Origin of the sequence: Streptomyces sp. XY006, assembly GCF_002237655.1 — a bacterium.
Taxonomy (GTDB): Bacteria; Actinomycetota; Actinomycetes; order Streptomycetales; family Streptomycetaceae; genus Streptomyces; species Streptomyces levis.
On sequence record NZ_NOKT01000031.1, the window covers coordinates 40,459 to 53,740 of the forward strand.

Annotated in this window: 11 protein-coding genes; 5 read left to right on the forward strand and 6 right to left on the reverse strand. The window is 72.3% G+C overall.

Features of this window, described 5'->3' with window-relative positions:
• The first annotated feature begins 21 nt into the window (after positions 1-21).
• The 4 genes from CHR28_RS29985 to CHR28_RS30000 all read left to right on the forward strand — a co-directional run bounded on the left by CHR28_RS29985 (position 22) and on the right by CHR28_RS30000 (position 5,054).
• Positions 22-1,098, forward strand: a complete 1,077-nt coding sequence (locus CHR28_RS29985; protein ID WP_094056850.1) for an LLM class flavin-dependent oxidoreductase — start codon at positions 22-24, stop codon at positions 1,096-1,098.
• 117 nt (positions 1,099-1,215) lie between these two features.
• Positions 1,216-1,938 carry a response regulator transcription factor gene (locus CHR28_RS29990; protein ID WP_094056851.1) on the forward strand — a complete coding sequence of 241 codons (723 nt, stop codon included), beginning with the start codon at positions 1,216-1,218 and terminating at the stop codon, positions 1,936-1,938.
• A gap of 54 nt (positions 1,939-1,992) precedes the next feature.
• On the forward strand, positions 1,993-3,417 hold the full coding sequence (locus tag CHR28_RS29995; protein WP_094056905.1) for a sensor histidine kinase: 1,425 nt from the start codon (positions 1,993-1,995) through the stop codon (positions 3,415-3,417).
• Between the two features lie 371 nt (positions 3,418-3,788).
• Positions 3,789-5,054 (forward strand): ArgE/DapE family deacylase, encoded by a 1,266-nt coding sequence (locus tag CHR28_RS30000; protein ID WP_094056852.1) that lies wholly within the window; start codon positions 3,789-3,791, stop codon positions 5,052-5,054.
• Positions 5,055-5,083: 29 nt separating this feature from the next.
• Here CHR28_RS30000 and CHR28_RS30005 read toward each other — a convergent pair whose 3' ends face one another.
• A complete protein-coding gene (locus CHR28_RS30005) occupies positions 5,084-5,884 on the reverse strand; it encodes a GNAT family N-acetyltransferase (protein WP_094056853.1) in 801 nt (266 codons plus the stop codon).
• Positions 5,885-6,112: 228 nt separating this feature from the next.
• On the opposite strand from CHR28_RS30005, the gene CHR28_RS30010 reads away from it, so the two are divergent.
• Positions 6,113-7,525: a condensation domain-containing protein gene (locus tag CHR28_RS30010; protein ID WP_094056854.1), complete on the forward strand. Its 1,413-nt coding sequence runs from the start codon at positions 6,113-6,115 to the stop codon at positions 7,523-7,525.
• A 15-nt stretch (positions 7,526-7,540) separates the two neighbouring features.
• Here CHR28_RS30010 and ccsB read toward each other — a convergent pair whose 3' ends face one another.
• The 5 genes from ccsB to CHR28_RS30035 form a co-directional block, all read right to left on the reverse strand.
• The gene (gene ccsB / locus CHR28_RS30015) at positions 7,541-8,620 is read right to left on the reverse strand and encodes a c-type cytochrome biogenesis protein CcsB (protein WP_094056855.1); all 1,080 of its coding nucleotides are present in this window, start codon (positions 8,618-8,620) and stop codon (positions 7,541-7,543) included.
• Positions 8,617-10,347, reverse strand: a complete 1,731-nt coding sequence (gene resB / locus CHR28_RS30020; protein WP_094056856.1) for a cytochrome c biogenesis protein ResB — start codon at positions 10,345-10,347, stop codon at positions 8,617-8,619. The genes ccsB and resB overlap by 4 nt, the downstream gene beginning before the upstream one ends.
• A gap of 3 nt (positions 10,348-10,350) precedes the next feature.
• On the reverse strand, positions 10,351-11,124 hold the full coding sequence (locus tag CHR28_RS30025; RefSeq protein WP_094056857.1) for a cytochrome c biogenesis CcdA family protein: 774 nt from the start codon (positions 11,122-11,124) through the stop codon (positions 10,351-10,353).
• 1 nt (position 11,125) lies between these two features.
• On the reverse strand, positions 11,126-11,749 hold the full coding sequence (locus CHR28_RS30030) for a TlpA family protein disulfide reductase (RefSeq protein WP_094056858.1): 624 nt from the start codon (positions 11,747-11,749) through the stop codon (positions 11,126-11,128).
• 66 nt (positions 11,750-11,815) lie between these two features.
• Positions 11,816-13,108 (reverse strand): polysaccharide deacetylase family protein, encoded by a 1,293-nt coding sequence (locus tag CHR28_RS30035; RefSeq protein ID WP_094056859.1) that lies wholly within the window; start codon positions 13,106-13,108, stop codon positions 11,816-11,818.
• Between the last annotated feature and the right edge of the window lie 174 nt (positions 13,109-13,282).

Below are 13,282 nucleotides of genomic sequence, written 5' to 3' on the forward strand. Positions count from 1 at the left end.
CAACCTGGAGGGTGAGCGACCATGCAGTTCGGGATCTTCAGCGTCGGGGACGTCACGCCCGACCCGACCACCGGCCGGACACCGACCGAGCGTGAGCGGATCAAGGCCATGGTCGCGATCGCGCTGAAGGCCGAGGAGGTGGGCCTGGACGTGTTCGCGACCGGGGAGCACCACAACCCGCCGTTCGTGCCGTCCTCCCCGACCACGATGCTCGGCCACATCGCCGCCCGCACCGAGCGGCTGATCCTGTCCACGGCCACCACCCTCATCACCACCAACGACCCGGTGAAGATCGCCGAGGACTACGCGATGCTCCAGCACCTGGCCGACGGCCGGGTCGACCTGATGATGGGCCGCGGCAACACCGGGCCGGTCTATCCCTGGTTCGGGCAGGACATCCGCAAGGGCATCGACCTCGCCCTGGAGAACTACGCCCTGCTGCGCCGGCTGTGGCGCGAGGACGTCGTGGACTGGCAGGGCGAGTTCCGCACCCCGCTGCAGGGCTTCACCTCCACCCCGCGCCCGCTGGACGGCGTGCCCCCGTTCGTCTGGCACGGCTCGATCCGCTCCCCGGAGATCGCCGAGCAGGCCGCCTTCTACGGCGACGGCTTCTTCCACAACAACATCTTCTGGCCGGCCGACCACACCAGGCGCATGGTCGAGCTGTACCGGGAGCGCTTCGCGCACCACGGCCACGGCACGCCCGAGCAGGCGATCGTCGGGCTCGGCGGACATGTGTTCATGCGCAGGAACGCCCAGGACGCCGTCCGCGAGTTCCGGCCCTACTTCGACGTCGCACCCGTCTACGGACACGGGCCCTCGCTGGAGGACTTCATGGACCAGACGCCGCTGACCGTCGGCTCGCCGCAGCAGGTCATCGAGAAGACGCTGGCCTTCCGCGACTACGCCGGCGACTACCAGCGCCAGCTGTTCCTGATCGACCACGCCGGACTGCCCCTGAAGACCGTCCTGGAGCAGATCGACCTGCTGGGCGAGGAGGTCGTACCGGTGCTGCGCAAGGAGTTCGCCGTCGGCCGCCCGGCGGACGTGCCGGACGCCCCGACGCACGCCAGCCGGCTCGCCGCGAGCCGGCGCTGAGGGCACGGCGGGCACCCTGCCCAAGGGTGCCCGCCCCCTGGTGAGAGGGCAGTAAGAAGGACGCCCCGGCGCAGCTCGTCCGGTACCGCGGGCCCGGCGGCGGGGCACACTGGACGCGTGCCCCACACCGTGCTGCTCGCCGAAGACGACCGCGCCATCCGCAACGCCCTGGAGCGCGCCCTGACCCTGGAGGGCTACCGGGTCGTGGCCGTCGCCGACGGAGTCGAGGCACTGGCGCAGGCCCACCGCAACCGCCCGGACGTCCTCGTCCTGGACGTGATGATGCCCGGCATCGACGGGCTCCAGGTGTGCCGTGTGCTGCGCGCCGAGGGCGACCGGACACCGGTTCTGATGCTGACCGCGCTCGTGGAGACCGCCGACCGGATCGCGGGGCTGGACGCGGGCGCCGACGACTACGTGGTGAAGCCCTTCGACGTGGAGGAGGTCTTCGCCCGGCTGCGGGCCCTGCTGCGCCGCACCAGCCCGGTCGCCGCCGTGAGCGCGGCCGCCCCCGCCGAGGCGCCCCGGCCGGTGCCCGAGCGGTTCGTCGAGGCCGCCGGCATCCGCATGGACCCGCAGGCCCGCCGCGCCTGGCGGGGCACGCGCGAGCTGGAGCTGACCCGCACCGAGTTCGAGCTGCTGGAACTGCTGGTCCGCAACGCGGGCATCGTCCTGGACCACTCCACGATCTACGACCGCATCTGGGGCTACGACTTCGGCCCCGGCTCCAAGAACCTCGCCGTCTACGTCGGCTACCTGCGCCGCAAGCTCGACGAGCCGGACGCGCCGCAGCTGATCCACACGGTGCGCGGCGTGGGTTACGTGCTGCGGGAGGACTGAGTGGGCCGCCCCGGCAGGCTGCCGGCCCTCGGCCGGCTTTCGGCCTTCGGTCGGCTGTCGGCCCTCGGTCGGCTGTGGGCCGGACGCCGGCCGAAGCTGGTCTCGCTGCGCACCACCTTCGCGGTGTCGTTCGCGGCGGTGACGGCGGCCGTGACGATCCTGGTCGGCATCCTGTCCTACAGCGCGGCCGCGCGGCTGGTGCGGGTGGACCAGCAGACCGTGTTCGACGAGGTCGTGCAGGACCTGCGGGACGAGGTCAGCCAGAACCGCATGGCGCCGGGTGACTTCTCCTCCGCCTCGCCGGGCCACGACCTGGTGCGGCCCGCCCGCACGGACGTGCAGGTGCTGGGCCCGGACGGGCGGATCGTCGACCCGGGCAGTCCGGGGCTGCCGGTCGTCCGGGCCGATGTGCGGATCGCCGCGGCGGCCGACTCCGGCCGGGTGGTGCAGCACAAGGACGTCGACGTCGGCGACGACGTCTACCGCGTGGCGACCGTCTCCCTCGGCGGCGGCCGGGGGGCGGTGCAGATCGCGCAGGAGTTCAGCGACGTCGAGGACCTGCTGCGGGCACTCCAGCGGCGCACGCTCGTGCTGGTGGCCGCGGTGGTGCTCGGCGCCGGGCTGTTCGGCTGGTGGCTGGCCCGGCGGATCACCCGCCGGCTGGTCGTCCTCACCGACGCCGCCGAGGACGTCGCCCGCACCCGCCGCCTGGGCATCGAGGTGCCCGTGGCCGGACACGACGAGGTCGGGCGGCTGGGCCGGGCCTTCGACCGCATGCTGGGGCGGCTCGCCCAGTCCGAGGAGGACCAGCGCCGCCTGGTCCAGGACGCCGGCCACGAGCTGCGTACGCCGCTGACCTCCCTGCGCACCAACATCTCCCTGCTGCGCCGCATCGACGAACTCCCGCCCGCCACCCGCGAGGAACTGGTCGCCGACCTCGGGCAGGAGGCCCGTGAGCTGACCGACCTGGTCAACGAGCTGGTCGACCTCGCGGCCGGGCAGTCCGACACGGAACCGCCGCGGCGGGTGGACCTCGCCGACCTCGCGGAGGAGGTCGCGGCCGTCGCCCGGCGCCGCAGCGGCCGGCGGATCGTGCTGCGCGCCGCCGGCGACACCACGACCGACGGGCGGCCCGGGATGCTGACCCGGGCGCTGTCCAACCTCGTCGAGAACGCCGTGAAGTTCGACCAGGGCGGCACGGCCCCCATCGAGATCGTCGTCGCCGGGCCCGCCCGGCCCGGCGCGATCCGGGTCGAGGTCCTCGACCGGGGCCCCGGCATCGCGGACAGCGACCTGGACCGCGTCTTCGACCGCTTCTACCGCGCCGCCGACGCCCGTTCCCTGCCGGGCTCCGGGCTGGGCCTGTCCATCGTCCGCGAGGTGGCGCTCGCACACGGGGGCGCGCCGTTCGCCCTGCGCAGAGAGGGAGGCGGAACGGTGACCGGCTTCACGGTCGGCGGGGGCATCCCGGAGGACTGACACCCACCCGCGCCCGTCACGACACAGCCCCGGCCGGACTCCGTCACGGTCAGGCTCCGGCGTGACCGGGTTCCGGCGCGGTCAGGCTCCGCCCCGGCCGGGAGCCGCAGCGGTCAGGTTCCGGCGCGGCCGGGAGCCGCCCCGACCGGGCACCGACGCGGTCAGGCTTCGTCCCTGCCGGGTTCCGCCGCGGTCGGGCTCGCCGTCCGCAGGCCGTTCCCGCACGCTCGCCGTCCGCAAGGTCGTTCCCCGTCCGGGTTCCGTCCGCAGAGTCGTTTTCCGTACGGGTGTTCATGGGCGGCCCCGCCTGAGCAGATATCCGGGGCGAGGGCGTGAGTGGCGCGGCCTCGGGTGAGGGGAGGACCGGGAGCGTGTTGAGTGACGAGGAGGCCGCCGCCCTGGCGGAGATCGACGAGGCGGCCCTGGCCCGGACCCTGCAGGAGCTCATAGCCGTGCCCAGCGTGACCGGCAGCGCCGCGGAGTCGGAGCTGCAGCACCAGCTGGCGGGCCGGCTGGAGTGGCTGGGCCTGGAGACCGACCTGTGGTCCATGGACCTGCCCGCCCTGCGGGCCCACCCGGACTTCCCGGGCACGGAGGCGCCCCGCGACGAGGCGTGGGGCCTGGTCGGCACCACACCCGACGGCGGCGACGGGCCCACCCTCGTCCTCCAGGGACACGTCGACGTCGTCCCGCCCGGCGACCGCACCGCCTGGGACGGCGACCCGTTCGTGCCCCGGGTGACCGGGGACGTCGTGCACGGGCGCGGCGCCTGCGACATGAAGGCCGGCATCGCCGCGCACCTCGCCGCGCTGGGCGCGATCCGCGCGGCCGGGATCCGCCTGCGCGGCCGGGTCGCCGCGCACTTCGTCGTCGGCGAGGAGGACGGCGGCCTCGGCGCCTTCGGCACCCTGCAGCGCGGCCACCGCGGCGACGCCTGCGTCATCGCCGAACCCACCGCGGGCACCCTGATCACCGCCAACGCGGGCGCCCTGACGTTCCGCGTCACCGTGCCCGGCCGGGCCGCCCACGCCAGCTCCCGCGAGCGGGGCGTGAGCGCGATCGACGCGTACCTGCCGCTGCACCGGGCCCTGGCCCGCCTGGAGACCGCACGCAACGCCGACCCCGACCCGCTGCTGGCCGAATACCCCATCCCCTACGCCCTGTCCGTCGGCACGGTGCGCTCCGGCGACTGGGCGAGCAGCGTCCCCGACCTGCTGGTCGCCGAGGGCCGGCTCGGCGTGCGCCTCGACGAGGACCCGGCCGACGCCCGCCGCGCCCTGGAGGAGTGCGTGGCCGAGGCCTGCGCCGCCGACCCGTGGCTGCGTGCCCACCCGGCGGCCGTGACCTGGCCCGGCGGCCAGTTCGCCCCCGGCCGCCTGCCCGACGGCCACGCCCTGCCCGGCGTCCTGCGCGGCGCCTGGTCCGACACGGCCGGCGGCCCCGCCCTGCGCGAACGCGGCGCGACCTACGGCAGCGACCTGCGCCTGTACACCGCCGCCGGCATCCCCACACTCCAGTTCGGCCCGGGCGACATCCAGGTGGCGCACAGCGCGGGCGAGCGGGTGTCGATACGGGAGACGGTGGCGGTGGCCCGGGCACTGGTGGTGGGGGTGCTGCGGACGGTGGGGACGAAATGAGGGGCCCCGGGCTGGTCCGGGCCGGGCGCCTACCCCTTGAGCCCGTAGAACCGGATCGGGGAGTTCGGTTCGAAGCCGATGCGGGGGTACACCGGGGCACCCGCCGCCGTCGCGTGCAGGGTCGCGCGGGTCAGGCCGGTGGCCCTGGAGCCCTCGTAGAGGGCCTTGCGGGTCACCGCTTCGCCGTAGCCGCGGCGTTCCCAGGCCGGGTCGGTGGCCACGAGGATGACGAAAAGGCGCCCCTGGGCCGCCACGGTGGCCGCGCAGGTGACGGGGACGTCGTCGCGCAGGCCCAGGTAGGCGTGCACCTCGCGCTTCCAGAGCGTGGAGCCGGCGAGGCCGTCGCGGCCGTCCTCCGCCGGGAAGCCGTAGGCCCGTGAGTTGAGGTCCGCGTAGGCGCGCAGCCGCGACTCGTCGGTGACGCGCGCGAACGTCAGGTCGGGGTGGGACGGTTCGGGCAGGGACGGCAGGTCGGCGGCCATGCCGGTGCCGGGGAAGGCGTAGGCGAGCCCGGCCGCGTCGGCGGCCTCGTCGAGCCCGGCGCGGGCCGGTTCGTCGAGGAGGTCCTCGAAGACCCACAGGAACCCGGGCCGCTCCTTCGCGCGCATCACCTCCGCCGCCTCGGCGAGCCGCTGCCGGGTCGGCCCGGCGTCCGCGCCGACGTCCGTCAGCGTGACGCAGTTCCAGAACGCGAACCGGCTGTCGGCCCACCGGACGGCGATGCCCGGCAGGTCGCGGACGTCCGCACGCGGGTCGCGGTCGAGCACCATGGCCCGCCAGACCAGGGCGAGTTGTTCCATCGACTCGACCGAGTCCGCGTGACGGCGCATGAAACCCCCAGGGGCGTCGAAAGGGTGCGAGCCGCAGGGACAGTACACGGCCCGCCACCGCCCGGGGGCGCGTACCGGACAGGCGTCAACCCGGGGCAACGGCGCGGTCTCGGATCGTCGTTCGAGATGCCATCCGTTCCCCTGAAATACGGCCCCAGGCCGTGTGTCCGGCAGCCGGCTCGTCATTGAGTTGATCGGGTCTGTCCCAACTGCGAACGGAGACGCCCTGTGCGAATGTCTGATATCCAGCGCTGCGATGTCCGGCCTGGACGACTCGTCGAATGGACGCTCAGTCCGGCGACCGTCGCGACGGCGAAGGCGCTGCCGGAGGACTCCCGGCCGCCCGCCTACATCCAGGAGTCCCATCTGAGGACGGCGCGTTCGGTGCGCGAGGACGGCCTGTTCGTGCCGACCTGGCTCGGCGCCGCCTTCGACCTGCCCGGCCGGGCCGATCTCGACGCGCTGGGCGCGGCGCTGCGCGGCTGGACGCTGCGCCACGAGACGCTGCGCAGCGGCTTCCGCTGGGCGGGCGGGCCCGGCGACTCGATCCGCCGCTTCACGCTCGACGCGGACTCCGTGTCCCTGCACCGCGAGGACGTCGGCGACTTCACCGACCCGGCGGCCCTCGCCCAGCACCTCCAGGACCGCTTCGACACCACCGCGGACGCCCTGCGCTGGCCCAACCTCATCTACACGGCCGTCGTCCGGGACGACAGCACCAGCGTGTACATGGCCTTCGACCACAGCAACGTCGACGCGTTCTCGATCTACCGCATCCCGGCCGAGATCCACGAGCTGTACGCCGCCCACCGCAGCGGACGCACCCCCGACCAGACACCGGTCAGCAGCTACGTCGACTTCTGCGAGGCCGAGCGGGCGGACGCGGACCGGATCGACGCCGACCACGAGATCGTCGCCCGCTGGCGGGAGTTCATCCAGCGCTGCGACGGGCGGCTGCCGAGCTTCCCCGTCGACCTCGGCCTGGAGCCCGGCGGCGCGCTGCCCACCCAGAAGCTGATGCGCGAGATGCTCGTGGACGCGGACGCCGCCGCCGCGTTCGAGGCGTACTGCCGCCCCTGCGGCGGCACCCTGGTCGGCCTGCTCGCGGCGACCGCGCTGATCGTCCACGAGATCGGCGGCGAGTCCGTCTACCGCACCGTGGTGCCCTTCCACACCCGGGCGAGGTCGGCGTACTCGGACTCCGTGGGCTGGTACGTCGGCGGCGCGCCGATCGAGGTGCCCGTGGCCCGCACGCCCGACTTCCCCGCCGCGCTGACGACCGTGCGCAACGCCCTGCACACCGCCCGGCCGCTGGCCCGCATGCCGCTGGCCCGGGTGCTGCGGCTGCTCGGCGCGGACTTCCGGCCGACCTCCCCCGACATGTACTCGATCGTGTCGTACACCGACACCCGCGGGATCCCGGACTCCACGAACTGGACCGAGCGCAACGCCTACGGGCTGATCCGGGTGTCCTACGGCGACCAGGTCTGCGCCTGGGTCACCCGGCTGCACGAGGGGCTGTGGTTCGCGGCCCGCCACCCGGACACCGACGTCGCCCACAAGAACCTGCGGCTGTACGCCGACCGGTTGCGCGACATCGTCCTGTCGGTCGCGGACCGCGCCCCCCACACCAGGCGGTGAGACGAACGGGTCGTCCTACACGCCCGCGTACGAGTGCAGGCCGGAGACGAACATGTTCACGCCGTAGTAGTTGAACAGCCAGCAGGCGAAGGCGAGCAGGGCCAGGTAGGCGGCCTTGCGGCCCTTCCAGCCGGCCGTCGCGCGGGCGTGCAGGTAGCCGGCGTAGGCGACCCAGGTGATGAAGGACCAGGTCTCCTTGGGGTCCCAGCCCCAGTAGCGGCCCCAGGCGTCGCCCGCCCAGATGGCGCCCGCGATGATCGTGAACGTCCACAGCGGGAAGACGGCGGCGTTGACGCGGTAGGAGAACTTGTCCAGGGAGGCGGCGGAGGGCAGCCGCTCCAGGACCGAGGTCGCGAAGGTGCCGGGACGGCCGCCGCTCGCCAGCTTGTTCTCGTAGGAGTCCTTGAACAGGTACAGGATCGTGCCGACCGCGCCCACGTAGAAGACCGCGCCGCAGAAGATCGCGGTGGAGACGTGGATGTACAGCCAGTACGAGTGCAGCGCCGGGACCAGCTGGTCGCTCTCGGTGTACAGCACCGTGACGGCGAGGCCCAGGTCGAGCAGGACGGTGGTGGTCAGGAACAGGCCGAGCCAGCGGATGTTCTTCTTCAGCGCCAGCAGCCCGAGGTACACGCCGACGGCGACCGTGGAGAAGGTGATGTTGAACTCGTACATGTTGCCCCACGGCGCCCGCTCCACCGAGGCCGCGCGGGCGATGACGCCGCCCAGCTCCAGCAGGAACGCGAGCACGGTGAGGGAGATGGCGATGCGGCCGTACAGGTCGCCCTGTTCGTCCCCGCCGTGCGCCCCCGGGCCGTCCGGCACGTCGCGCTGGCCGGCCGCGGCCCGCACCGTGACCTTCGGCCGCTCCAGCACGGCGGTGCCGCCCGCCTGGTTGACCGTGACGGCGGGTGCCTTCTTCGCCTCGGGCTTCGCCGTGAGCGCGGCCGCCGTGCGGGCGACCTTGCTGCGGCTGCCGAAGAGCCATTCGGCGATGTACGCGAAGAAGGCCAGGGTGTAGACGGCCATCGCGGAGTAGATCAGCGTATTGCTGAGGTTGGCCAGGTTCTCGTTGGTCGCGGCGGCGAGCGTCACTGCTTGTCAGCCCCTTCGGCAGGTACGGGGGTCGTGGTGCCCGGCTCCTGGGCGGGGTCGGGGGAATCTGCGGGGTCGGGCGCGGCCGGCGCCTGGTCGTACAGGGTCCCGGCGAGGTCCCCCAGTTCCTCGGGGACCTTCGCGGACTCGCTGCGGCCGAGGCCGGCCATCTCGACGACGGTGACGCCGTCGGCGCCCCGGACCGCGCGGACCCAGACGCGGCGGCGCTGGATGAACAGCGAGCCGGCCAGGCCGAAGATCGCGGCGACGGCGCCGCCCAGGGCCCAGCCGCTGGCGGGCTGCTGGGAGATCTGGAACTGCGCCCACTCCTTGATGTCCTTCTCGAAGGTGATCGAGCCGGCGCCGTCGGGCAGCTGCATGGTCTGGCCGGGCTTGAGCAGCTTCTTCAGCAGCTTGCCGTCGGAGTCCTTGAACTCCTTCATGTTCTTCTTGTCGAGCTGGTAGACGCTCTGCGGCAGGCCCGAGTCGACGCCCAGGTCGCCGTGGTAGGCGTTCAGCGCGAGCACCGGGCTCATCAGCGCCGGGAACTGGGAGACCATCGCGCCGCCGTTGTAGGTGGGCACGAAGAACGCCTGGAAGCCGAGCTGTTCCTTCTCGCCCTTGGCGTTGCGGTAGCCGTCCATGACCTTGACGGCGCCGGAGGAGGTCGCGAAGCCGTCGAGCGGCAGCAGCGGCACGGCGTCGCGGTAGACGACCTCGCCCTTGCCGTCGCGGACGGTGACGACCGGGGCGTAGCCGTGGGCGGCGAGGTAGACCTTGGTGTCGCCGATGGTGAGCGGCTCGTTGACCTTGACGGTCTGGTGCCGGTCCTTGCCGTAGGCGCCCTCGCTGTAGTCGACGGTCGCCTGGTACGTGCGCGGGGTGCCCCGGTTGGGGCCGCTCATCTCGTAGGTGCCCGTGAAGTCCTTCAGGCGGAAGCTGAAGGGGTTCAGGTCGTCCTGGGTGAAGAGGTTGCCGGACTTGAAGTCGTCGTACTGCGTGAGGGTGTTGGAGAAGCCGTCGCCCTCGACGACCAGCTTGAAGCCCTCGGCCTTGAACAACTGGCCCCAGGCGAAGGCGATCAGCATCACGATCAGGGCGAGGTGGAAGACGAGGTTGCCGACCTCGCGCAGATAGCCCTTCTCGGCGGCGACCGCGTCCCCGGCGAGGTGCGCCCGGAAGCGGCGCCTCTTCAGCAGGGCCAGCGCGGCCTCGCGGACCTGCTCCGGCTCGGCCGTCGTACGCCACGTGGTGTGGGCGGGCAGCCGGGTCAGCCGCTTGGGCGCGCCCGGCGGGCGGCCGCGCAGCTGGCCGACGAACTGCCAGGTGCGGGGCACGATGCAGCCGATGAGCGAGACGAACAGCAGGATGTAGATCGCGGAGAACCACACCGAGCTGTAGACGTGGAACATCCCGAGCTTGTCGTAGACGTCACCGAGGGTGGGGTTGTTCTTGCGGAACTCGGCGACCTTGGTGGCGTCGATGCCGGTCTGCGGGATCAGCGAGCCGGGGATCGCGCCCAGCGACAGCAGCAACAGCAGCAGCAGCGCGACCCGCATGGAGGTCAGCTGCCGCCAGAACCAGCGGGCCCAGCCGATGACGCCCAGGGACGGCAGACTGGGCGCCTCCTCCTTGGGGGCGGTGGACAGCTGGGCTCCGGCGTCGCCGAGGTCCTGGTCCTCGGAGCCGCCGGCGGGGGCCGGGTCGGTGGTGCTGGTCTTGCTCATCGATCAGATCCCCACAGTGAAGCCGTTGGACCAGGACTGCATGTCCTGCACGATGACGTCCCAGGCGCCGGTCAGCAGCAGCAGACCGGTGATGATCATCATGCTGCCGCCGATGCGCATCACCCAGACGTAGTGGCGCTTGACCCAGCCGAAGGCGCCCAGCGCCTTGCGGAAGGCGACCGCGGCGAGCACGAACGGCACACCCAGGCCGAGGCAGTACGCCACCGTCAGTATGGCGCCGCGGCCCGCGCTGCCCTGGTTGGAGGAGAGCGCCAGCACGGAGGCGAGCGTGGGGCCGATGCAGGGCGTCCAGCCGATGCCGAACAGCGCGCCCAGCAGCGGCGCCCCGACCAGGCCGGTCACCGGCCGCTTGTGGAAGCGGAACTCGCGCTGGGTCATCCAGGGCATCAGCCCCATGAAGAACACGCCCATGAGGATCATGAGCCCGCCCAGGACCTTGGAGAGCACGCCCCGGTTGGCCTGGAGCGTGTCGCCGAAGTAGCCGAACAGCGCGCCGGAGGAGACGAACACGGCGGTGAAGCCGAGCACGAACAGCGAGGCGCCGGCGACCATCCGGCCGCGCCGGGCCTCGGCCAGGTCGGTACCGGTGACGCCGGTCACATAGGAGAGGTAGCCGGGGACGAGCGGCAGGACGCAGGGGGAGAAGAAGGAGACGAGACCGCCGAGCAGCGCGATGGGCAGGGCCGCCAGCAGGGCGCCGTTGAGCACCGTGCCGTTGTAGCCCGTCGCCGCGAGCGTGGTGACTGCGGAGGTCACGTCACTTCTCCGCGAGGACCGGGGCGATCATCTTGCGGAGCTTCTCCTCGCTCAGCGCCTGGAGCGAGCGGGCGGCGATCTTCCCCTCCCGGTCGAAGACGAGCGTGGAGGGGATCGCCTGCGGGTTGAGCGTGCCGCGCTCGAAGCGGAGCATCAGCTTGCCCGTCGGGTCGTACAGGCTCGGGTACGTCACCCCGTAGGCCTTCTCGAAGGCGAGGGCCGGGCCGGTGCTGGTGTCGCGGGTGTTGATGCCGACGAACTGGACGCCCTGGTCCTTCAGGTCCTGGGAGACCTTCTGGAAGCCGGGCGCCTCGGCGCGGCAGGGCGGGCACCACGAGCCCCAGACGTTGACGACGACGACCTTGCCCTTGTAGTCGTCGACGTCCAGCTGCTTGCCGTCGACGGTCTTGCCGGACAGGTCCGGGGCGTCGGCGCGCTCGCCCTTGTCGGCGGTGGCGATGCCGTCCTTGCCCAGGACGAAGTTGGTGTCACCGCCGCCGCCCGACGTCCCGCCGGAGCTGCACGCGGACAGGACCAGCGCCGCGGCCGCGGCACCGGCGGCGAGCAGGGCGGCGCGGCTACGGGTGCGGTTCGAGCACTGGGGGGCGCGGCTGGCGGCACTCATGTGAAAAGTTTCGCATGTCCGTTCCGGGGATCTCGCCCACCCCCCTTGCGGGCGGAAAACCGCATTTCAGGCGGCGTTCGAGGAGGGCGAACCCGAGCCCGTGGGGGTCGCCTTCAGGAACTCCCGCCAGCCGCCCGCCGGCTGCTGCCCGACATCGAGGGTCCGCAGCTTCGCCAGCACCTCGGGCCGCTGCGCGTCCATCCAGTCGACGTACTGCCGGAAAGAGACGAGACGCACATCGCCGCCCTTGTCCTTCTCGCGCGCCATGTGCTTGAAGGCCTCCTCGACGGCGTCCATGTAGATGCCGCCGTTCCACTGCTCGAAGTGGTTGCCGATGAAGAGAGGTGCCCGGTTTGTCTCGTATGCCCGCTTGAAGCCCTGGATGTAGGCCTGGGCCGACTGCTCGCGCCAGCCCGGGTAGTTGTGCGCGGGCGCCTTCGTGGAGTTCAGGGACTGGTTGGCCAGCATGTTGTAGTCCATCGAGAGGACCTCGAAGCGGCGGCCGGGGAAAGGTATCTGCTGCAGCGGCAGGTCCCAGATGCCCTGCCGCTTCACGGGCCACACCTGGCGGCCGCCCGGGGAGGAGGCGTCGTAGCGCCAGCCCAGCGCGCGGGCGGTGGGCAGCAGGTTGTCCTGGCCGAGCAGGCACGGCGTGCGGCCGCCGACGAGCTCCTTGTCGTAGTCGAACGGCAGCGCCGGCAGGTCCGTCCAGCCGGTGTTGGTGCGCCACTGCTTCACGAAGGACTTCGCCTGGTCGATCTCGCTGCGCCACTGGCGGGGCGTCCAGTTCTTGACCGAGCCGTGGGACTCGCCGCAGAAGTGGCCGTTGAAGTGCGTGCCGATCTCGTGGCCCTCCAGCCAGGCGCGGCGGACGTTCTTCAGCGTGTCCTTGATGTGCGCGTCGGTGAGGTAGCCGATGTCGGAGGCGCCGCGCGGGTTGTTCGGCGGGTCGTAGAGGCGCTTCTTCGACTCGGGCAGCAGGTACAGCCCGGACAGGAAGAACGTCATGCTCGCGCCGTGCTCCTTGGCCAGGTCGAGGAAGCGCGGGAAGAGGCCGTTGCCGACCTCGCCGGCGCCGTCCCAGGAGAACACGACGAACTGCGGGGGCGCCTGACCCGGCTGGAGCGGCTCGGGCTTCGCGGGCTGGTGGGGCTGCTTGCCGGTGTAGGCGGTGGAGCCGTCGCCGATGGGGCGGGCGGTGGGCTCGGGCTTCGGCTTACCCTGCGCGCTGTCGCCGCCGGAACCGTCGGCATGGCTCGAATCGTCCGACCCCGTGAGGCCGGCGCACCCGGCGAGCGAGACAGCGGCGGCGGCTCCCGCGCCGATTGAGAGCATTCCCCTGCGGGAGTAAGGGCGCATGGCTTCCCCGATCCGTCACGTTCTCTGGTGGTCACCCAGTCAGAGGACGTGACGGTCGAGGAGGTTCCGCCCAAATGCGCAGATTCCGTAACGAAGGAGTCGAAAGCGATCGGAAAGGGTCAGGCCCTGTACCGATCAGGCCCTGTACCGGTCGGGCCCAGTACTGGTCCGGCC